Origin of the sequence: Paenibacillus sp. Cedars (genome assembly GCF_003184205.1) — a bacterium.
GTDB classification, from domain to species: domain Bacteria; phylum Bacillota; class Bacilli; order Paenibacillales; family Paenibacillaceae; genus Paenibacillus_AQ; species Paenibacillus_AQ glucanolyticus.
Genome location: NZ_CP020866.1, coordinates 3147839 through 3168174 on the forward strand (window position 1 = coordinate 3147839; position 20336 = coordinate 3168174).

Annotated in this window: 19 protein-coding genes; 4 read left to right on the top strand and 15 right to left on the bottom strand. The window is 47.9% G+C overall.

Translation table 11 applies throughout. The features are described 5' to 3' along the window. Nucleotides 1–144: 144 nt before the first annotated feature. From thrS to B9D94_RS16020, 5 genes are all read right to left on the bottom strand, one after another. Complete coding sequence (gene thrS, locus B9D94_RS16005) at nucleotides 145–2052, bottom strand: threonine--tRNA ligase (RefSeq protein ID WP_148247481.1); 1908 nt, start codon at nucleotides 2050–2052, stop codon at nucleotides 145–147. A gap of 379 nt (nucleotides 2053–2431) precedes the next feature. Continuing rightward, a complete protein-coding gene (locus B9D94_RS31020; RefSeq protein WP_006209952.1) occupies nucleotides 2432–2575 on the bottom strand; it encodes a hypothetical protein in 144 nt (47 codons plus the stop codon). Between the two features lie 204 nt (nucleotides 2576–2779). Further along, nucleotides 2780–3559, bottom strand: coding sequence for a GNAT family N-acetyltransferase (locus tag B9D94_RS16010; RefSeq protein ID WP_148247482.1), 780 nt, complete (start codon nucleotides 3557–3559; stop codon nucleotides 2780–2782). A 17-nt stretch (nucleotides 3560–3576) separates the two neighbouring features. After that, nucleotides 3577–4755, bottom strand: a complete 1179-nt coding sequence (eis, locus tag B9D94_RS16015; protein ID WP_148247483.1) for a GNAT family N-acetyltransferase — start codon at nucleotides 4753–4755, stop codon at nucleotides 3577–3579. Between the two features lie 48 nt (nucleotides 4756–4803). Then, on the bottom strand, nucleotides 4804–5268 hold the full coding sequence (locus B9D94_RS16020; RefSeq protein WP_006209949.1) for a GNAT family N-acetyltransferase: 465 nt from the start codon (nucleotides 5266–5268) through the stop codon (nucleotides 4804–4806). A gap of 259 nt (nucleotides 5269–5527) precedes the next feature. Between B9D94_RS16020 and B9D94_RS16025 the strand changes: the two genes are divergently transcribed. Beyond that, the gene (locus B9D94_RS16025) at nucleotides 5528–6079 is read left to right on the top strand and encodes an NADPH-dependent FMN reductase (protein WP_036638265.1); all 552 of its coding nucleotides are present in this window, start codon (nucleotides 5528–5530) and stop codon (nucleotides 6077–6079) included. A gap of 59 nt (nucleotides 6080–6138) precedes the next feature. Here the strand turns inward: B9D94_RS16025 and B9D94_RS16030 are convergent, their stop codons facing one another. The 3 genes from B9D94_RS16030 to B9D94_RS16040 form a co-directional block, all read right to left on the bottom strand. Beyond that, nucleotides 6139–7329 (bottom strand): DUF4179 domain-containing protein, encoded by a 1191-nt coding sequence (locus B9D94_RS16030; protein WP_006209947.1) that lies wholly within the window; start codon nucleotides 7327–7329, stop codon nucleotides 6139–6141. Beyond that, nucleotides 7295–7888: an RNA polymerase sigma factor gene (locus tag B9D94_RS16035; RefSeq protein ID WP_006209946.1), complete on the bottom strand. Its 594-nt coding sequence runs from the start codon at nucleotides 7886–7888 to the stop codon at nucleotides 7295–7297. The genes B9D94_RS16030 and B9D94_RS16035 overlap by 35 nt, the downstream gene beginning before the upstream one ends. A 188-nt stretch (nucleotides 7889–8076) precedes the next feature. Beyond that, a complete protein-coding gene (locus tag B9D94_RS16040) occupies nucleotides 8077–8946 on the bottom strand; it encodes a LysR family transcriptional regulator (protein ID WP_036638272.1) in 870 nt (289 codons plus the stop codon). A gap of 126 nt (nucleotides 8947–9072) precedes the next feature. Between B9D94_RS16040 and B9D94_RS16045 the strand changes: the two genes are divergently transcribed. Beyond that, nucleotides 9073–9981 carry a DMT family transporter gene (locus tag B9D94_RS16045; protein WP_148247484.1) on the top strand — a complete coding sequence of 303 codons (909 nt, stop codon included), beginning with the start codon at nucleotides 9073–9075 and terminating at the stop codon, nucleotides 9979–9981. A gap of 319 nt (nucleotides 9982–10300) precedes the next feature. Then, nucleotides 10301–11125 (top strand): TerC family protein, encoded by an 825-nt coding sequence (locus B9D94_RS16050; protein ID WP_006209941.1) that lies wholly within the window; start codon nucleotides 10301–10303, stop codon nucleotides 11123–11125. A gap of 100 nt (nucleotides 11126–11225) precedes the next feature. Here the strand turns inward: B9D94_RS16050 and B9D94_RS16055 are convergent, their stop codons facing one another. From B9D94_RS16055 to B9D94_RS16065, 3 genes are all read right to left on the bottom strand, one after another. Continuing rightward, on the bottom strand, nucleotides 11226–12962 hold the full coding sequence (locus B9D94_RS16055; protein WP_148247485.1) for an ABC transporter ATP-binding protein: 1737 nt from the start codon (nucleotides 12960–12962) through the stop codon (nucleotides 11226–11228). A gap of 237 nt (nucleotides 12963–13199) precedes the next feature. Beyond that, entirely contained in the window at nucleotides 13200–14111 is a 912-nt protein-coding gene (locus tag B9D94_RS16060; RefSeq protein ID WP_063479359.1) for an NAD(P)/FAD-dependent oxidoreductase, read from the bottom strand. A gap of 178 nt (nucleotides 14112–14289) precedes the next feature. Continuing rightward, a complete protein-coding gene (locus B9D94_RS16065) occupies nucleotides 14290–14799 on the bottom strand; it encodes an AraC family transcriptional regulator (RefSeq protein ID WP_148247486.1) in 510 nt (169 codons plus the stop codon). Between the two features lie 192 nt (nucleotides 14800–14991). On the opposite strand from B9D94_RS16065, the gene B9D94_RS16070 reads away from it, so the two are divergent. Further along, on the top strand, nucleotides 14992–15909 hold the full coding sequence (locus B9D94_RS16070) for an aldo/keto reductase (RefSeq protein ID WP_148247487.1): 918 nt from the start codon (nucleotides 14992–14994) through the stop codon (nucleotides 15907–15909). Between the two features lie 49 nt (nucleotides 15910–15958). Here the strand turns inward: B9D94_RS16070 and B9D94_RS16075 are convergent, their stop codons facing one another. The 4 genes from B9D94_RS16075 to B9D94_RS31260 form a co-directional block, all read right to left on the bottom strand. Beyond that, entirely contained in the window at nucleotides 15959–17287 is a 1329-nt protein-coding gene (locus B9D94_RS16075) for an MFS transporter (protein WP_148247488.1), read from the bottom strand. A gap of 23 nt (nucleotides 17288–17310) precedes the next feature. Continuing rightward, entirely contained in the window at nucleotides 17311–18084 is a 774-nt protein-coding gene (locus B9D94_RS16080; RefSeq protein WP_172963955.1) for a GNAT family N-acetyltransferase, read from the bottom strand. Between the two features lie 254 nt (nucleotides 18085–18338). Continuing rightward, nucleotides 18339–19988: an FAD-binding dehydrogenase gene (locus B9D94_RS16085; RefSeq protein WP_148247490.1), complete on the bottom strand. Its 1650-nt coding sequence runs from the start codon at nucleotides 19986–19988 to the stop codon at nucleotides 18339–18341. A gap of 189 nt (nucleotides 19989–20177) precedes the next feature. Next, nucleotides 20178–20306 (bottom strand): hypothetical protein, encoded by a 129-nt coding sequence (locus tag B9D94_RS31260; protein ID WP_006209929.1) that lies wholly within the window; start codon nucleotides 20304–20306, stop codon nucleotides 20178–20180. Nucleotides 20307–20336: the final 30 nt, after the last annotated feature.

Here is a 20336-nt window from a genome sequence, read left to right on the forward strand (position 1 = left end):
CATGAATCTTTTTCTCTACTGTTCCCGGAGTTGGATATATTATACTTTTTGCCGCTTTAACATCCGATCGTTATAGGCCATAACAAAAAAAACGATCCGAGTATGTATGACTCGAATCGTTCTAAACGCAATCTGTCAGGTTTCTTACTCCCTGGATTCAATCTCTTTCCGGAGGCGTGCAATCATGTCATCGATAGCGCTCTCCCCAAGCTCACCCTCGCCGCGCTTGCGTACCGCTACCAGGTCCGAGTTCATTTCTTTCTCCCCCAGGACAAACGTGTAGGGCGTTTTCAGCAGACCGGCTTCACGGATTTTATACCCCAGCTTTTCGTTCCTGATGTCAACCTCCACCCGTACGCCTGCATGCTCCAGACGCTTCTTCACCTTAAGGGAGAAATCGATATAGTGGTCTGACACCGGAATAAGCATCACATGCACGGGAGCGAGCCATAGCGGAAATGCCCCGCCGTAATGCTCTGTAAGAATCCCGATAAACCGCTCGATGGAGCCGAATACCGCGCGGTGAATGACAACCGGCCGATGCTTCTGGTTATCCTCTGCGATGTAGGACAGATCGAACTTCTCAGGGAATTGAAAATCCAACTGGATGGTACCGCATTGCCAGCTTCGCTTCAGGGAGTCGAGGATGTGAAAATCTATCTTCGGTCCATAAAAAGCGCCATCCCCTTCATTTATCCGATAAGGCAGCTTCTGTTGATCCAATACCTCCTGCAGGGATGACTCCGCCTGCTCCCATAACTCATCAGAGCCCATGGAGTCTTCCGGTCTAGTGGACAGTTCAATCGTATAATCAAAGCCAAAGACTCGGTATATCTGACTAATAAAGTCGATCACCTGTCCAATTTCATCATGGATTTGATCAGGTCTTACAAATATATGCGCATCATCCTGACAGAACGTACGGACCCGCATCATGCCACTCAGCGCTCCTGAATATTCATGGCGATGCACCTGACCGAACTCGGACAATCGAATGGGAAGCTCTCTGTAGGAATGCAGCGAGTTTTGGTAAACCAGCATATGACCCGGACAGTTCATGGGTTTCATTACATACTCCTGCTCATCCACCTTCGAAAAGTACATATTATCCTTGTAGTGGTCCCAGTGACCGGACATCTCCCACAGGCGCTTGTTCATCATCAGCGGAGTACGAACTTCGTCATAACCGCGGTGGAATTGAAGCTCTCTTGCAAATTGTTCCAGCTCGTTACGGATAATCGTTCCTTTCGGTAAAAAGAAGGGCATTCCCGGCGCATCATCCGAGAACATAAACAGTCCCAGCTCTTTGCCAAGCTTGCGATGATCCCTCTTCTTAGCTTCTTCAAGCAAGAAGAGATGCTCTTCGAGCTGCATCTTCTTGGGGAACGCCGTTCCATATATTCGCTGTAGCATCTTATGATCCGAGTTCCCCCGCCAATAAGCTCCGGCAACACTCATCAATTTGAATGCCTTGATTCTGCCAGTCGAGGGCAGATGCGGCCCTCTGCATAGATCAATGAACTCTCCCTGCTCATAAACCGAAATGATTTCCTCCTCCGGCAAGCCAAGAATGAGCTCCCGTTTGTAAGGGTCGTCACTGAATAGTTGTTCCGCTTCTTCACGGCTAATTTCTCTTCGAATAATCGGTAAATCTTCCTGGACAATCTGCTGCATCTCCCGCTCGATGGCAATCAAATCATCGGTTGAGATCGAATGCTCCAGATCCATATCGTAATAGAAGCCGTCTTCGACAACCGGTCCCACTCCGAGGTAAACGGGCTTGCTGCCATACAAACGTTTAACCGCCTGAGCCATCAGATGAGCTGTGCTGTGCCGGTAAATGTTCAGTCCGTCCTCTGAATCCAGGGTCACAATACGTACTTCCGCATCCTCACAAAGTTCGTAATTCAAATCCACGAGCCTGCCATTTACTTTTCCTGCGACTGCACTTTTCCTCAGCCCGGAATGAATGGATTCCGCGATTTGTTTCATCGTCGTTTGTGCGGGATACTCCTTTTTACTTCCGTCTGCTAATGTTACTGTGATTGACATGGTTATCCCTCCATCAAATTTAGATTGAACGCAAAAAAAACACACGATCCCCAAAGGGACGAGTGCGTTCGGCTCGTGGTTCCACCCTCATTTGATCCAGACCTGCAGCGCTGTGTGGCCGCGTGCTCATCGGATCCTCATTAAGACATCCGGTAACGGGGATGATTCGGTGTTTTCTACTGCCCTGTCCATAAGTAAACCTATAACTTAAGGGTTCAAAAACACAGCTACAAAGGGGTAATTCATGAAGCAAGCACGGAAGAAGCTTTCACCAATCACTTCTCTCTCTGGGCAGGTCGTTTCAAGAATCATGTCTTTGATGGTTGCTGATAGTAAAGTACTATAAGTCAGTTCTTTCCAATTGTCAATCATTCACTTTTCACTTTTCACTTTTCATTGACCATTTAACCAGATATCCAATACCTAAACCGACAAGAACCCCGGGCAACGCACTGCCCAGCGCTAATCCAATACCAGCCCCGATAATGACACATGCGTAAATGATGATATCTCCCTTGTTCAATCTTTCCAGCTCCCTCTTGTAAGTATTTGATCCCTCATATTCCTTGAACCAAATACAGTTTACAAGATGACGCCGCGTCGCTTTCAAGCCTTAATTTTATGAAAAAAATGAATTTCATCCTAAATGAAGCCGTAACTCTAGATGAAAAAAAAGCCGCTGCATCCAGCGACTTTCTCGCACATCCACGACTCTGTATCCATCCCGCTACAAAGCGAATTCAACAAGGTACTGCTCACAAATGGCTTCATATCCCAGCGACTGATATAGCCGCACCGCGTTTAGGTTGTCCTCCAGAACATTCAGATACACGTCTGAGGTGATTGCTCTCCCTTCGCGGGTCAAGGCTGCAGATACCTTTTTCCCGTATCCTTGCCTTCTCCACGCAGGTTCCGTTCCTATATTTCCCAGTTCGACATAATCCTCGCTGTAGATATGGTACCCGCCAACCGCGATCAGCTCCTGATCATGCACTACGCCGTAAAAAGGATTCTGCAATTCCTCTCTTGCAAAAGCCATTGTGTCCAGCTCTGTCATTATCGACTCGATCTGCTCAAAATATGACGGCCCTAAACGAAACACAGCCTCGTCCTGTGACGGCAAATCTCCGGGATGCTGGTGTTTCATCAACCAAATTCCCTTGGGAGGTTTCGTAACATCCATCTTTAAGCTAAGAAGCGCCCATCTGTCCTTACTCACAATAAAACTTCCAACTGCACCGTCGGGAATACCCAATTCTTGCTTCATTAGGGCCAACACTGGCTGAGGCCGGAACGATTTCTGTACTGGATAAACCGAAAAGGCATTGAAAGGCAGTCCTTTCAGATAGGCTGCCACTCCCAGCAGCTCCCCATGTTCCGAGAAATGCCCGTAATGAACCGTATGCTTTTTCCGGAACGTAAGGTAAGAATAATACAAAAAATGCCGTTCTCTATTTATAGATGCCAGGATAATTTCCAGTTCTTCAGGGAAAAGTCTGCGAATCATTGAGTCGTCTCCCTGTCTCAAAAGAAGTCCAGGAGATAGGTTTGCCCTGCAGGAATCATCGATTCCAATTGGGCTGCTGCTGCCGGGTTTCCAGTTAGCCGATGAATGGCATGTAAAGCCTGTGGCCTTTTGTATCCCATAAAGAGTGCAGACAGACTCTGAATATCAGTGGACAGATCAACCGGACCCTCATAATCTGAAGGAAGCTCCAACAGCTTCGCTCTCCCCTCTTCATTGACCGACAGCTTCCACAGACCCGCATTCCAAGGTGCTGCAGGATCTTCCACCTCCACGGTCAACTCAGCTGTATGATGAGCTTGCGCTTCGAAAGCGTACTGCTCCACGAAGGATTTCAAATCCACGATACGCGCCATGAAGTAAGGGATAATCTCCTGCGTAATCCGCGGATCTGGCAGCATGAACGGCAGCTGATCATCCATGGGCACCATCACCATGTTGACTTGTTCAATCCTGGAATCATGGTTGGCAAAAAAAGTCCATAACGCGGTTCGCGCTTCTTCATTCAGGTAAACAAACTCGTCACACACAAGTTCTTTGTCTTTTAACTCATATAACGCATATCCCGTCGGCTTGCCTTCGGCAGAGTAATACACAACGCTGTGTCCATCACCCTGCAGGACGAATCTTTTCCACCAACCTTCATCGCGCACAAGGGTACCGTGATATCGGCTGACATAGGCTTGATATATGCCATCCAGCGTAGGGATATCGTCTACGCCTCTGACAATCCGGCCAGGCATCTCCGCTTTGCGCGGGAATTTAGCTGCCGGGATGACATACTTCTTATACTCTGCGAAAAGTTCCCATCCGAATTTACGATAAAACGGGATTGAGAACGGATGCAGGAAGGACAGAGTCTGGCCGTTGTTCTTCATCTCCTGCAATGCATGCTTGAGCAATGTAGATACATGTCCCTGTCTGCGGTTCTCCGGCCATGTAGCCACACCGGCAATACCGCCCATATCAAGAATCTTCCCTTGCATATAAACCTGCAGCGGAATGATGGTCAGCTTCGCTTGCAGTTCTTCCCCATCAAAGATTCCCCAGAATCGTTCAGGCTTAAAATGCTTCAGAGAGGACTCTCTTTGCTCAGGCGTCAGCGTATATTGAAAGGCATATTCGGATAATTTCGTACTGATTTCAAATTCGTCAGATCTCAATTGTCTAAGTTCCATCACAGTTTCACCTCAACCGATTATATTTTATGTAATCTGGTTAGCAGTCTACCTGCCTTGCAATTCTTTGGTCATAAACACACTGTTCGGGTCTTCTGTATAATCCGAGAAAGGCTCGCCATATTGAAATCCGAAGCTGGCATAAAGTCTTCTTGCCGGTTCAAATGCATCCATGGACCCCGTTTCCAAACTGATCCTCTTATAACCGCGGCGCTCCGCCTCTTCTATGATGTGCTCAAGGAGTCGTCTGGCAACGCCCTTTCGCAAATGGGAGGTTGACGTCCGCATGGATTTGACTTCGCCATGTGTACCGTCAAGCTCTTTAAGTGCTCCGCAGCCCATTAATTCATCGTGCTCCCACAGGCTCCAGAACGTAATTTCCGGCTGCTTCAATTCCTCAAGATTCAGAGCATGTATGCTTTCCGGTGGGGAATGCTCTGTCATTCCCTGCAGATGTTCACTCACCAATTGGATAATTGCGGATCCTGTAAGATCATCGACTTTTATTACCATGGGCCCACTCCTAAACTTCGTAGAAATAAAATGCAATAATATCCATAATGTGGATATGTTTAAAACTTATTCTCTATTATACTAATATAGCATCGTGAATTACTTCAAGATACTCATGACAGCTAAAGTAATCATTTTTCGAACAAACTTTTTGTAAGCTACTTGACAAAGTTAACCGACTAAGATTATTATTAGCTCATGCAAAAAAGCAAACACATCACGAAAAAATAAATCAAGAACAATTCGGGAGGTAAGATCATTGTCAAAATTAAATATCGGTATTATTCTAGGTAGTACTCGTCAAGGACGTTTAAGTCCACAAGTTGGTGAGTGGGTAAAAAACATCGCGGATCAGCGTGGAGACGCCAATTATGAGATCGTGGATATCGCTGACTACAAACTTCCTTTGTTGGGCGAAGAGGATGCTACTGAACAAGCAACGGCTTGGAATACGAAACTTGCCAGCTTGGACGGCTTTGTATTTATCGTCCAAGAATATAATCACAGTATTTCAGCCTCTTTGAAAAATGCGCTCGATTACGCTCGTGAGGCATGGAACGACAAGGCTGCAGGTATCGTAAGTTATGGATCTGTTGGTGGCGCTCGTGCTGCCGAACATTTGCGTGGAATCCTGGGCGAGCTGTCTGTAGCGGATGTTCGCGTTCACCCTGCTCTGTCCCTCTTCACTGATTTCGAAAATCCATTTACACCTGAAATGGCCTTTAAGCCAGCTGATCTGCATCTCGTAAACCTTAACGGTATGCTGGATCAAGTGCTTGCTTGGAGCGGAGCACTGAAAACGTTGCGTTAATCTTTAATCCTGAAGTAAAAAGCGAGGCCCGGAGATTTATCGGGCCTCGCTTTTTGTTGTTATGGCTTAAGAGGAATTGTCATTTCCAGATCCTTCAGATAGGTTTTATCGCCATAGCTGTTCTCTCCTTGGCCGATAACGCTCCAGTCCTTGTTGTTTACGGTGAGCGTAAACGGCTTGATGGTAATGGATTTAGGAGTTCCCTTAACCGGGCTGAACAGCTGATCGATATGGTACTCGGTTAGTGGTTTGCTGTTAAAGTAATCGAATTTTCTAGGAGTCAGAACGTTGCCTTGGTCATCTACCAGCTCATAATAGACCATGCTTGCACTGTAATTGCCCTCCTGCTGTGAAGATGCCGGCACGGCGCCCTTACTGTCCAGCACCAGGCGAGTCGACACGGGGGACATATCCAGCTGCTTGACGGTATAACTGAACTGCCCATCTGATTTCGAAACATTCGGCTTCAGGACAACAGATTTATTAGTGACACTCACAGGAATTGTGAAGTCAAAGCTCTCGTCTACCCGGGTAACACGGGTCTGAATGGTCAACTCAAACTGATCCGGCAGCTGCAGATCTTTAGTAAGCTCAACGACATACGTATTCTCCAGTCTCGGGTGGTCTCCGAAGACTCCTTCGCCCGATTTCACTTCCTGTCCGTTGACCAGAATTTTGGGTGTTTCAATGTATCCTTTCATCTGATCTTCCTTAGCAACCTGCCTCGACTTGATATAATCGCTATCGGGATTTCCAATGATCTTTGCACCCTCAGCTAAGTACGGCGAAGCTGTATTCGGCAAATCTACCCCATCACGCTCCAGAACAAAGGATAGACGGGTGCCATCATACAGTAAGTCAGCTACCTTCAATGTTACACCCTCGTGAGTAACACTCAGGTTAGGCTCCGATATGATCCCTTGTTGTATAGCTGCATCGACAGCCTCATGGCTCGTTCCTTCAAAAAGCAGGCCAATCATAGGAATTTGCTTAAGGGTTGCCGCCATCGCCGGCGATACGAACCCCGTGCCAATCACGGTCCCCCCTAGTACAGCTGTAACAGATGCAACGAGTAATGTCTTTCTTAATACATTCGGTTTTTGTTTGGTTGATACTCTTGTCATGTCACGATCTCCAATCTGATTCATAATTTGATAACTCATACTCTGCTTCGGAAAATTGGATTCACGAACCATTTGTTCAATTGCATCCATCTCAGCGAATTCCGTTTGTTCCGGCAACTGTCTCATGTGCCACCGCTCCTTTTTGGCTTATTCGGTCCATCAGTTTATGGCGTAAGCGTTCATACTTCTTCCGTACCGTTGCTGATTTGAGTCCCATAATCTCGCTTATTTCCTCGAAGGTATACTGTTCTACGGCCTTCAATAGCAAGATATGGCGCTCTTCGGCTGTAAGGTAAGTCAACAGCTCGTACACAACCGACTCGTGCTGAGATATTTGCATAACCGGCTGCTGCTCTTTACAATGCTCGATCAGGTTGAGAAAACGGCTCTGCTTCTTCTTGATATTGATTAGATGATGATAGGCCATTTTGTACAGCCATGCAGAGAAGGATACTTGCCTCTTGTACTGATGAAGATGTTCATAGGCACGAATGAAAATTTCCTGTACGGCATCCTCAGTCTCCGCATGATTCTTCAGAATATAGTAGCAGTATGTGTACATCTGCCGTTCAAACTGGATAATGATCGCATGATAGGATTGTTTATCTCCTGCTTGGATCTGTTCTATGACCGCTTCAATGGCGTTCCGTTTTCCTTCCGCTTCCCCGGGGATGGTTGGCTGCAAGCGAGCTCACCTCCTTCTTTGTTTACCTATATAACAATCCCAACTTGCTATTTTGTGACACGACTTTATATTCATGAGCTGCATGATCATAGATTCATCCGTCACAATAAAATGAACCCGCCATCATATGATGGACGGGGCCTGCCGGATTAGAGCCTATTTTGGGCATATTCTGCATGACAGCACAGCTACAGCTTTGGATAATTCTTAACATAATTTAAGAATCGTTTCGTAGCCGGGGACATTTCTCTCATAGAGCTAACCGCAATCCCCAGTGAGCGAAAATAGGGCTCCTGCAGCTCAACTAGGCGTATATTGCGTCGTTGCCCGCGCAGGACCAGTTCCGGAAGAATACTGATGCCAAGCCCCTTCTCCACCATGGCCATAATGGCATAATCATCTCCAACGGTATATTTAATATCCGGCTTCGTTGAGGCTCTCTCCAATACGCGATTCACATCATCGTCGGAGCCTTTGCTGGGCATGATAAACGGCTCATTCTCAATCTGAGATAAACGAATCGAGGCCTGTGAGCTAAGAGGGTGCTCCATGGGCAGCAGCACCAGCATCGGATCTTGATGCAGCGGCATCGCATCGAATACATCCCACGTTGGAAGCGAGAGAAAGCCGCAGTCAATCCTGCCCTCTGCGATCCAATCCTCAATCTCCCGATAGTCTCCTTCTGCCAAACGAATCTCGATATGGGGATAATCCTGTTGAAAATCCTTAATAATACTCGGCAGCCAGTGCACAGCAACACTTGTGAAGGTTCCTATATGAATGGTACCCAGTTCGATTCCATGAATGGAGGCCACTTTTTGATCCAGATGCTCATTCCACTTCAATATTTCCCGTATCGTCTTTACAATCTCCTCGCCATTGGTCGTCAGCTTCGTTCCAGAACGGCTGCGAATCAACAGCGTGAAACCAAACTCATCCTCCAGGCTGTTGATCATATGACTGACACCGGACTGCGTAAATCCCATCGCTTCGGCGGCTTTTGTCAGGCTTCCCAGCTCGACGACCTTCATCAATACTTTAAATTTATTCATGCTCAAGGGGGATTCCTCCAGATGGATATTCCATTAGATTTACTCATGTTTATCATAAGAAACATTCGTTTTACTTGTCTATTGTACGTGAGTATACTGATTCTGTTCAATCATTAGAAGGAGGAAATAGACTTGAAACCGCTGAAGGCCGATCTTATGATTTTGTTTATCACCATTTGTTGGGGCTCGTCCTATCTTTTTATGAAAATGGGACTGGATACACTAGGAGAATTTAACTTGATTGCCCTGCGATTTGGATTGGCCTTTATACTTGCAGCAGCCATTTTTCACCCCCGCTTGCGCCAGGTTAACTTGAGGACCATTCGTTATGCCATGCTTCTGGGCTCTATCTTGTTTATAATGTTCACAGCGCTTACCTTTGGCTTGAAGACAACGACAACATCCAATGCTGGATTCCTGATCAGCTTAACGGTAGTGTTTGTACCCTTAATACATACGTTCCTATTTAAGAAGAAAATAGAGAAGAAACTGATCGCAAGTATCCTGTTGGCTTTAACAGGTATTGCCCTCCTGACGATACAGCTTCCTTTTACGTTTAAAATCGGAGACCTGTTCTGCATAGCGGCGGCATTATGTTATGCCCTTCACATCAATGTGGTAAGCTCGGCCGCACAGAAGGTCGATACACTTAGCCTTGGCATTCTGCAGCTCGGATTTACCGGCTTGTATGCGTTTGTCATGTCGCTTATCTTGGAAACTCCGGTATTGCCAAGCACAACCCATGGATGGATCGCTATCCTTGTGCTCAGTGTGGTCTGCAGCGCCTTAGGCTTTATCCTCCAGACTATCGCCCAGAAGTACACAACCGCTACACGAACCGGACTCGTATTCTCATTGGAGCCTGTGTTCGCAGCCATGTTCGGATTCTGGTTTGCTCATGAGATCATGAACTCCGTTCAGTACTTTGGCGCAGCGCTTGTGTTTCTTAGTGTTGTCATAGCGAGTGTTGAAGTGAACACGTTGAAGCGTTCCAACATGAGGAACAGACCCCGTATTAAGAAAGAGAACACTGCCGCTTAAGCAAGGACCTTCTCTTGATTTATGCTGCAATCATGATAGAATAGCAAAAAAACCTTGACTTCTTACGCAAAAATCTATATCTTTATATCACGGCTTAACTGATGACGATATCAGTTATGCAGGAACGTGATTAAAGGGGAGTAGCTGTCACAGCAGAGTCGTCATTACGGGATAATTCCCCGGCTTTGTTGGCAACTTTACGTTGTTTGCGAGACCTTTACCACACACACTGTGGTGAAGGTCTCTTTATTATTAGAGACCTTCACCTGCCGGTGGAGGTCTTTTTATGCCTTCAATACTACAACAAGGAGGAAGTTGCATGGAGCTTTTATTGGAGTATGGGTGGGTACTGTTAGTACTCATCGCACTGGAAGGATTGCTGGCGGCAGATAATGCGCTTGTCCTTGCCATTATGGTAAAACACTTGCCAGAAGACCAGCGTAAGAAAGCATTGTTTTACGGATTGCTCGGAGCTTTTGTATTCCGTATAGGATCGCTGTTCTTAATCTCGTTCCTGGTAGACGTATGGCAGGTACAGGCCATCGGCGCACTTTATCTTCTCTACATCTCGATCAATCACACCCTGAAGCACTTTATCAAAGGTAAGAAACCGACAGAAGATGCTAAGCCGAAGCCGGACAAGCCTAAGAAACAATCCGGATTCTGGATGACCGTATTCAAGGTTGAAGTGGCAGATATCGCGTTTGCCGTCGATTCAATCCTCGCAGCTGTCGCACTGGCTGTAGCATTGCCGGCAAGCGGACTGCCGAATATCGGAGGTCTGGACGGAGGTCAATTCATCGTCATCTTCCTGGGCGGATTTATCGGTTTGATCATTATGCGTTTTGCTGCCTCCTACTTCGTCAAGCTGCTTCAGCAGCGCCCGGGACTTGAAGTTGCAGCATTTCTCATTGTAGGCTGGGTCGGAGTCAAGCTGGCTGTCATCACCCTTGCCCACCCTGATGTCGCCCTCATCGATCATCACTTCCCAGAGAGCTCAATTTGGAAAGCATCGTTCTATATTGTTCTTGTTCTGATTGCCGTCATCGGATGGTTTGGTTCATCGAAACAAGAAGTACAGGATGAGGATAATGCAATTAAAGAAGTGGAAGACCAACAACCTGGAAAAACATTTCAAGGATAATTCGTTTCCAGTATAGGAACCAAAAGATTATAGACCCGAAAAATCTAAAAGGCGATTTGCAAACGGTGCTGACCGTTCACAAATCGCCTTTTTTTCATGCCTAGATGGTTAATTGCATATGAGACAAACTCGCATAAACGCCCTTGCGGGCAATTAACTCTTCATGTGTGCCCACCTCTTCAATCCCATTCTGGGACAATACCACGATTCGCTGTGCATTCCGGACAGTTGACAAGCGATGTGCGATCACAAGCGTTGTTCGGTTATCACTCAGTCGTTCCAGTGAATCCTGAACCGCTCTCTCGCTTTCATTATCCAGAGAACTGGTCGCTTCATCAAAGATAAGGATCGGCGGGTTCTTCAAGAACACGCGGGCGATGCTCAGCCGCTGCTTCTGTCCGCCGGACAATTTAACGCCGCGCTGTCCGATATCCGTATGATACCCGTCAGGCAATGCCATGATAAAATCATGGGCATTCGCTTTTTTCGCCGCTTCGATGATCTCATCCATGCCGGCCTCCATGCTGCCATAACGGATATTATCGGAAACGGACCCGGCAAACAAGTACACATCCTGCTGGACCATGCCGATATGCTTCCTTAATGAACGCTGCGTGATATCCCGGATATCTCGTCCGTCCAGTAAGATACGGCCTTCATTCACTTCATAGAAACGGGGAATTAAGGAACATAACGTCGTTTTTCCGACTCCCGAGGGGCCTACTAATGCAACGTATTCCCCGGCTTCGATATCCAGGGACACATGATTCAGCACGTACCCATAGTCCTCTTTGTACTTGAAGCTGACGTCCTGAAACGTCACACGCCCCCGAACTTGCGTAATCTCCGCGGCATCAACGGAATCCTCAATATCCGGCTCCACCTCCAGAATCTCCATAAACCGGTCAAATCCGGTGATTCCCTCCTGATACAGCCTTGCGAAATTAACCAATCTCTGGATCGGCTCGATCAGGATGCCGATACAGAGGAAAAAAGTCAGCAAATCGGCAAGCGCTAGCTTGGCATCAACAATCGCTGCTCCACCAAACACAATGACAGCTATCGTAATGAGTTGGGTAAAACCGACCAACCCTTCGTGAAAGTACGTTTCACTCTTGTATCCTTCCCTTCGGCTGTCGACAAAACGCCCGTTCGCATAGGCAAACTTCTTCTTCTCCACCAGTTCATTCGTAAACGACTTCACCACGCGGATGCCGGATAAGGAATCCTCCACCTGTTCATTGATATCACCGATACGATCCTTGCTTACACGCAGCGCAATATTCATCTTCTTGTTGAAATAAAAAGCAAACACAGCCATGAACGGTAGAAAAAGAAATACGATCAGGGTAAGCTTCACATCAATATACATTAGAATGATGAATGCCCCAAGGAACTTCAGAATGGAGATCACGATATCTTCAGGTCCATGATGGTACAGTTCCGTAAGCGACAGAATGTCATTGGTGGTGCGGGTCATGAGCTGTCCTGTTTTGTTCTCGTCGTAAAAGCTAAACGACAACTTCTGAAAATGGTCAAACAGTTCCCTTCTCATGTCACTCTCCATATAAGCCCCCATCATATGCCCTTTATAGGAAATGAACATATCGCACAAGGTATGGATGATGACCATGGCCAGCATGACAGCCCCCACCGTATAGATTTGGTTCAGCGGATGGGGCGAATTTCCTTCTAACACGTTGATGGTGATGTATCTTATACATAGTGGAAGCATCAATGTTATGGCTGAGACAACAAAGGCGCATGCCAAATCAACACACAATAACCCCAGATAGGGTTTATAGTAGGACAAAAATTTTTTGGTTCTAGAATTCAAATACATCTCCTCCATTATAGTGGAGGGTTACTTATTCATGCCCCTCCAAATGTGATTCATGGTGACGTCCTTTGTTTTTCTCATCGATAACACCCTTCCTTTTACTTGATAGTTCCATCTTACTCCGAAGCAGCCGTAATCCGGAGTATAAGAATCATTTATAATTAAAAAATCCCCTCTGGGAAGAAAAAAGCAGGCTTGGATCCCTGCCCAAGCCTGCTTCAGTATGTTCAAATTCTATCGATTCCAGCGCTCCGCAAGCAGCTCTCCGTTCAGGCCAGCGGCGGCTATCGAGCCCGACGAGGCAGCTGCAATGGCCTGGTACATCTCCGTTGCTGCATCTCCGGCACTATAGACACCAGGCACGCTGGTTTTACCATATGCATCAACGACGATGCTTCCGGCTTCATTGAATTCGCAGCCGATGGATGCAGGGAGATCCGAGCCGGACACCAGCTTCGGCGCAAAGAAGATGCCTGTGCAAGGGATGCGGGTTCCGTCCTCCAGCACAACCTGCTCCACCATTCCGCCGCTCGATTCAATAGACTCGATCGGGGCGTTGAATACGGGAATGTTATGCTGCTTAAGCTCTTCACGCTGCTCTTCCGTCCATTCATCGGGACCGTTGGTGCAAATTGTATATCGTTCGCTCCATCCTGCGATCAATTTGGCAAAGTGAAAGGCTCCCGCACCATTGGAAATCACGACCAGCGGCTGATCTCGCAGCTCCCAGCCATCACAATAGGGGCAGACAAATGCGCTTTTTCCATATACGTCAGCCAACCCGTTGATGTCGAGTGGGGAATCTTTTTTGCCAACGGCGAAGAGCAGCTTTTTACTGCGGTATATCGTTCCCTGTCCCGTTGTAATCTGAAAATCACCGTCAACCCCAGTAACGGCTGCAGCCGTATCCTCTACAAACCGGACCGAAGGATAAACGCTAATCTGTTCCTTGGCAATTCTCCGAAACTCGCTTGGACTAATACCGTCCCGGGTCAAAAAACCATGCGTCTCACGAGTAACCTTGTTTCGCGGCCTGCCTTCATCAATCACTACCACTTGTTTTCTTGCTCTTCCCAATACTAATGCCGCGCTTAATCCGGCTGGTCCGCCTCCAATAATAACTGCATCATACATGGGTTCACTCATCTAGTAACGCCACCTTCCTGGATTCTTAATATCCATAATTAGAGTGCAAGAAGTCACAACTTCTTGCTTGTTTATCAATCTTGCCATGCTGGGTTCGACAATTATAGACCCACAGCGTCTATTATAGACAATAAAGATCCGCAATACAAGTGATTTTTCTGGACAAGGGTTTCTTCCCTTATTTCACGTAAACACCATAGTCCAATACCACATTCCCCTTCTCATCGGGTGTCGTGAAGCGGGGATGATGATAACGCTCGAAGAACCATGCATTCGCCCCCTGCTGCCAGCCTTGTTCCGCGATTTTGGCCATGCATAAGTTATGAGGGTCCATGCCGTACAGCTCTCCGTTATCTGCATTGCCGTATAACCAGCACACACCTACATCGCCTTCTGCCAGATCCTCGTACTGGTACCCGTCAGGAGCCGCCGTGTTGGTCGGGAAGAGCATGCCGATCCAATACTCAAACCGATCCCCATACATACGCATAAGGCCGTAAGAAGAGCCCTCGGATTCCGGCAGCGCCCCGAGCTTTCCGATTTCTTCGAACCAGCCATTGAGGAACCACTCCGCCCATCGCCCCGCAAAGCTTCCTGCTGCATCTCGGTCCTCATCGCCATACCGTTTGCCGATCAAGCGTGCTGATGGAACATGTTCTTTGTACACCCTGGTCACTTCTGCTGCCACTGTCCTCTACCTCCTGAATTTGGTTTCCCTCTGACATTAACTATGTAATTCGGGAGCATCGAAGGAAATCCTGCACATCCTGGGCGCAAACTCAACACTCACTGAAATAAAGCTTGAACACTTCCCACAAAGCATGTCACAATAAGCAGTGTAAGCATATTCAAGCCGATTAGGAATGGGAGGCATTTCATCATGAAAACGATTAAGCTTGGAAGCAGTTCACTCGAAGTACCTGTTGTAGCCGTTGGTTGCATGCGAATAAATTCATTGGAAAAAGCAGAAGCCGAGCGCTTCGTGCAAAGCGCGCTGGAGGAAGGAGCCAACTTCTTCGATCATGCCGATATCTATGGCAGCGGTGCTTGCGAAGAGATTTTTGCAGATGCCATACATATGAACGCAGAGATCCGCGAGAAGATCATTCTTCAATCCAAATGCGGGATTCGTCAGGGCATGTTCGATTTCTCCAAGGAGCATATCCTGAACTCCGTGGATGGAATTTTGAAGAGACTGAAGACCGATTATCTTGATGTGCTTCTCCTTCACCGTCCAGATACACTTGTTGAGCCCGAAGAGGTTGCTGAAGCCTTTGACAAACTCGAAAGCTCCGGCAAAGTGCGCCATTTTGGTGTATCCAACCAGAACCCGATGCAAATTCAGTTACTGAAAAAAGCCGTGAAGCAGCCGCTCGTGGCGAACCAGCTGCAGCTCAGCATCACGAACACAACCATGATTCAAAGCGGTATCAACGTCAATATGGAGAATGATGCTGCTGTAAACCGCGATGGCAGCATTCTCGAGTTCTGCAGACTTCATGATATAACCATTCAGCCTTGGTCGCCTTTCCAATATGGTTTCTTTGAAGGTGTATTCCTTGGAAGCGACAAATTCCCTGAGCTTAATAAGAAAATCGATGAAATTGCGGAAAAATACAGCGTAAGCAACACAACGATTGCCATTTCATGGCTGCTCCGCCATCCTGCACATATGCAGCCCATTATCGGTACAATGAACATCAACCGTTTAAAGGACTGCATTAAAGCCGGCGATGTGACATTGACCCGTGAAGAATGGTATGCCATTTACCGTGCAGCAGGCAATATTCTGCCATAAATTCATTGCCAAACAGCCTCCTATCGACTGCGATAGGAGGCTGTTTCTATTATGATGCCGCGTTATGGGATGATGCAGCCTTGCGAGCTTTGATCGAGCTTAAACATACAGGTATCAGCACGAGCGCAAGCAATCCTCCTGCTATCGAGAGTGTCCCATAGCTGGTGCTCGCTACCACCATGCCGGATAAAGCTCCACCCGATGCTCCGGCTAAGGCAATCAAGACATCCACCGTTCCTTGTGTCTTGGCACGGGTGGAAGCAGGCGTTGCATCGATGAGCATCGCTGTACCGCTAATGAAGCCAAGGTTCCAGCCTAGACCAAGCAGGGCAAGTGCCGTTATGATGAGTCCCATGGATTCCGAAGGAGCTACTGCTGCGAGGATCCCCGAACATAACATCACGATTCCGGCAGTGACGGACATGGCAATCCGGCCGATTTTATCCACAAGGAAACCCGTGAACAGCGAGGGCAGATACATTGCCCCGATATGGATTCCAATCACTAACCCGACGGCATTCAAATCATGGCCGTGATGTTTCATATGAACGGGCGTCATGGTCATAATGGAGACCATCACCACTTGAGTCAGTATCATCACACAGGCTCCAACCAAGATCCCCCGTGTATTTCGCTCGGATCTGTTCACAGCTTCATTCGAAGAATCAACGACGTTGCGGATGTTCGCCTCTTCTATCGCTTGGGCAATTCCATACGGGTCCGGACGCAGGAATAACAGAAGAATCAAACCTGCAAGAATAAAGGCTCCCGCAGCAAGAATAAACGGCCCTGCCAATGCAGGGACACCGATAGATTCCGCAACTCTGCCCATGACGCCGACCAGATTGGGACCTGCAACGGCGCCGAAGGTGGTCGATACCATCGCCATACTGACTGCTGCAGCCCGCTGTGAAGGTTTGGCCAGGTCAGTCCCTGCATAGCGGGCCTGCATATTCGTAGCGGTACCTGCTCCATAAATCAGCAGCGAAGCGAACAGCAGATAAATATTCTGATGAACAGCCGCGATAATGATGCCGATAGCTGCAACACCACCGGCGAGGAAACCGCTAGCCAAGGCCGGCCCCCTGCCCCATCGCTGGGTTAGGCGTCCGACAAACCACGCTCCAAGTGCCGAGCCTACTGTAATGAGAGCAACGGGGATTCCTGCGTAGCTGTCCGTCTTCAGCATATCCTGTGCCAGCAGGGCACCGACGGTTAAGCCTGCCGCAAGCCCTGCACCACCGAATATTTGCGATAGAATGACAACAATAAGTGTCTTTTTATATAGCTGCTCCTGCAGCTTCGGAGAACCCACATAACGTTGAATCGTTGGTGTTCGCTTATTTCCCGCTTCGGAAGATGAAGATTCTTGTGTCATCCCATTTCTCCTTTAGTAAGTAATCATGATGGAACCAAGTTAAATTCATATCCCTCATAAGCAAATTCTATTCGAAAACCGATGCGACGTGCAATCCCGTTTGAAGGCAGGTTCCCTTCCGAGCAATCCCAATAAGGGATGAAATCATGTCTCAAACAATGCTCTACCATAGCATAAACCGCGCATTGCGCAAGTTTGTTCCCTCGATGTGATTCCATGGTCTTGATATCAAGGGCGTGTATATTCCGATATCTGAAACCGGTCATGCACAAGCTTACGACCTGCCCATGATAAAGTACACAGAAACCCAGGCCGTTTTCCAAAAAATCTTCCTGGCTCTGCCAAAACTCCCCGATGGTTGCCTCAATCATCTCAAGATGCTGCATTGGATGATTCCGGAGCAATTCCATAGTCACTTGCTGAACTTCATAGTCCGCTCCGAGCTCGGGTCTACGAATGGAGCGAAAGTCTGCAGGATTCAGATTATACACATATTGATTCCAGCCCGCCAGATGCCGATCCGCAAAAAGCTCTTCTTGAAAAACTCGGTACCAGCTCGGATGGTCACCGAGACATTCAAACCACTCGACACCGAGTTCTACGGCTTGGGGTGTAATGATGGTATCGATATAAGCCCGAATTTCGTAATTGAATGCCGGATTTCCGGAATCCCCAACAAAATGAAAACCGTCTAAATTACCCTGCCATATCATGCCTGACCGTGGATGATCCACGTCATCAACGAATACCCTCCCCGGATTCATGCCTGCTATGATGGCCTTACTCTCTAAGTTCATCCCCCGATTCACTAAATTTCGGCATCGATGAAACTGTGCTGGTTCAAGTTCATGTATCATGGTGATAACGCTACCTCTCCTAAGCTGATTTTAGTTTAATGTATTCTTTCCTTTCTATAACCTATAAGCAATTGAATCACAATTCAAGGGAACAAACAGCTTTATTAAAATAAATCAGATGAACAATCTTCGGAATACGGCATGCTGTTTGCATCAACTGCATCCATCCTCTTGTTCTTCATCTTCTGAGCGAATCACAACCTCGCAATCGATCTTCCGGCCTGTCTGCCCGTAAAGAGACAGCCTCCGAGGAAAGTTCCCTCCAGCGCCCGGTATCCGTGCAAGCCTCCCCCTCCGAATCCCGCCGCTTCTCCGACCGCATAAAGCCCTGGCACAGGCTTGCCGGAGGCGTTCAACACTCGACCGGATAAATCCGTCTGCAGTCCACCTAAGGTTTTACGGCTTAGAATGTTCAGACGCACCGCAATCAACGGACCGTTGGCAGGATCCAGAAATTTGTGAGGCTTGGCAACGCGGATTAGACGATCCCCTATGTAGTTCCTTGCTCCCCGCAAGGCTGTAATCTGCAAATCCTTTGTGAATTTATTGTCCATCTCCCGATCTCGCGCAAGAACCTGTCTCTCCATATCTGCCAATTGAATGAGTCCGCGACCCGTAAGCTCGTTCATCTTGCTTACAAGCTCAGGCAACGTTCCCGCTTGGACAAAATCCTCTCCCCGATCCAGGAAGGCCTGCACCGGCCCCGGCGTACCGGCACCTGCTCTTCCCAACACTTGACGTATGCTCTTCCCCGTCAAATCGGGATTCTGCTCTGAGCCGGACAGAGCGAATTCTTTCTCAATCACTTTTCGGGTTAAGATGAACCAGGAGTAATCATATCCTGTATCCTGGATCGCTTTAAGCGTTCCCAGTGTATCAAAGCCCGGAAAATTCGGTGCCGGGAACCGCTGCCCCCTTGCATCCAGCCAGAGAGATGAAGGACCCGGCAAGATCCGAATTCCGTGCATCGGCCAGACTGGATCCCAATTCTGGATCCCTTCCGTGTAATGCCACATTCGATCCCGGTTGACCATCCGGCCACCTGCTTGCTCGGCGATTCCCAGCATGCGTCCGTCAACATGAGCCGGGACACCGGAGAGCATATTTTGAGGTGCCTTCCCAAGCCGTGACGGCCATAATTGTCTGATCAACTCATGGTTGGCCCCGATTCCTCCACTGGATACAACAACGGCCTCTGCATAACACTCGTATTCACCAATTACATCCCGCGAGCTTTTTTCGCCACGCAACACCGGGCTTGGGGCTAACACCGAGCCTTTGACACCCATCACCGCTCCATCATGCGTCATAAGCTCATCCACCTGATGCCGGGGCCGATATTCAACCAGTCCTGAGCTTATAGCCTCTCGAACCCTGAACTCAAAAGGCTTGACAATTCCCGGACCGGTCCCCCACACAATATGAAAACGGGGAACGGAGTTGCCGTGTCCCTCTGCCAAATATCCCCCGCGCTCTGCCCATCCTACAACCGGAAAGAATCGTACGCCCAGGGAGTGAAGCCATGCCCGCTTCTCACCTGCCGCAAAGTGAACATAAGCCTCCGCCCACCTTCGACCCCATAGATCTTCGTCTTCATCCCGATCAAAGCCAGCGGAACCAACCCAATCCTGCCATGCAAGGTCCCGGGAATCCTTGATTCCCAATCTTCGCTGTTCTGGTGAATCAACGAGAAATAGTCCGCCAAAAGACCACCATGCCTGCCCGCCAATGAAGCTTTCCGGCTCCTGATCAAGCAGCAGCACTTTCTTCCCGGCCTCAGCCATCTCTGCGGTTGCTACCAGACCGGATAGACCGGCTCCCACCACAATCACGTCATATTTCATGCGTGCCCCCGTTCTTCAGCTTAAGCTGACTAATTCAAGTCATGTAGAAATCATATTCGTCGGTGCGTAAACGTTTTCCTGTAACAGAACCAAATAGTTTGCTAAGCCAAAACAGCTTGCTATGTAAGCCCGTACAATAACAAAAGAAACCCACACCGAGCAGCCGGTGTGGGTTTCCGTATTCAATTATTAAACGCCGAATCCGAATCCGAATGCAGATACAATGATTACCAAGAGAATAAAGAGAACCAGTACTGCACCAACGGATCCGTAACCTCCGCCGTAACCGCCAACTCCATATCCAGCAACTTCACCCATTTGTCTAACCTCCTTTATTTTTCCGAACAC

Excerpts from the sequence above, each read along its gene's own strand:
- B9D94_RS16085 (WP_148247490.1), bottom strand. The coding sequence starts at position 19,988 with ATGAAATATGACGTGATTGTGGTGGGAGCCGGTCTATCCGGTCTGGTA.
- B9D94_RS16030 (WP_006209947.1), bottom strand. The coding sequence starts at position 7,329 with ATGAGACAGTTGCCGGAACAAACGGAATTCGCTGAGATGGATGCAATT.
- B9D94_RS31260 (WP_006209929.1), bottom strand. The coding sequence starts at position 20,306 with ATGGGTGAAGTTGCTGGATATGGAGTTGGCGGTTACGGCGGAGGTTAC.
- B9D94_RS16060 (WP_063479359.1), bottom strand. The coding sequence starts at position 14,111 with ATGAGTGAACCCATGTATGATGCAGTTATTATTGGAGGCGGACCAGCC.
- eis (WP_148247483.1), bottom strand. The coding sequence starts at position 4,755 with ATGGAACTTAGACAATTGAGATCTGACGAATTTGAAATCAGTACGAAA.
- B9D94_RS16080 (WP_172963955.1), bottom strand. The coding sequence starts at position 18,084 with ATGAACTTAGAGAGTAAGGCCATCATAGCAGGCATGAATCCGGGGAGG.
- thrS (WP_148247481.1), bottom strand. The coding sequence starts at position 2,052 with ATGTCAATCACAGTAACATTAGCAGACGGAAGTAAAAAGGAGTATCCC.
- B9D94_RS16010 (WP_148247482.1), bottom strand. The coding sequence starts at position 3,559 with ATGATTCGCAGACTTTTCCCTGAAGAACTGGAAATTATCCTGGCATCT.
- B9D94_RS16050 (WP_006209941.1), top strand. The coding sequence starts at position 10,301 with ATGGAGCTTTTATTGGAGTATGGGTGGGTACTGTTAGTACTCATCGCA.
- B9D94_RS16075 (WP_148247488.1), bottom strand. The coding sequence starts at position 17,287 with ATGACACAAGAATCTTCATCTTCCGAAGCGGGAAATAAGCGAACACCA.
- B9D94_RS16070 (WP_148247487.1), top strand. The coding sequence starts at position 14,992 with ATGAAAACGATTAAGCTTGGAAGCAGTTCACTCGAAGTACCTGTTGTA.
- B9D94_RS16020 (WP_006209949.1), bottom strand. The coding sequence starts at position 5,268 with ATGGTAATAAAAGTCGATGATCTTACAGGATCCGCAATTATCCAATTG.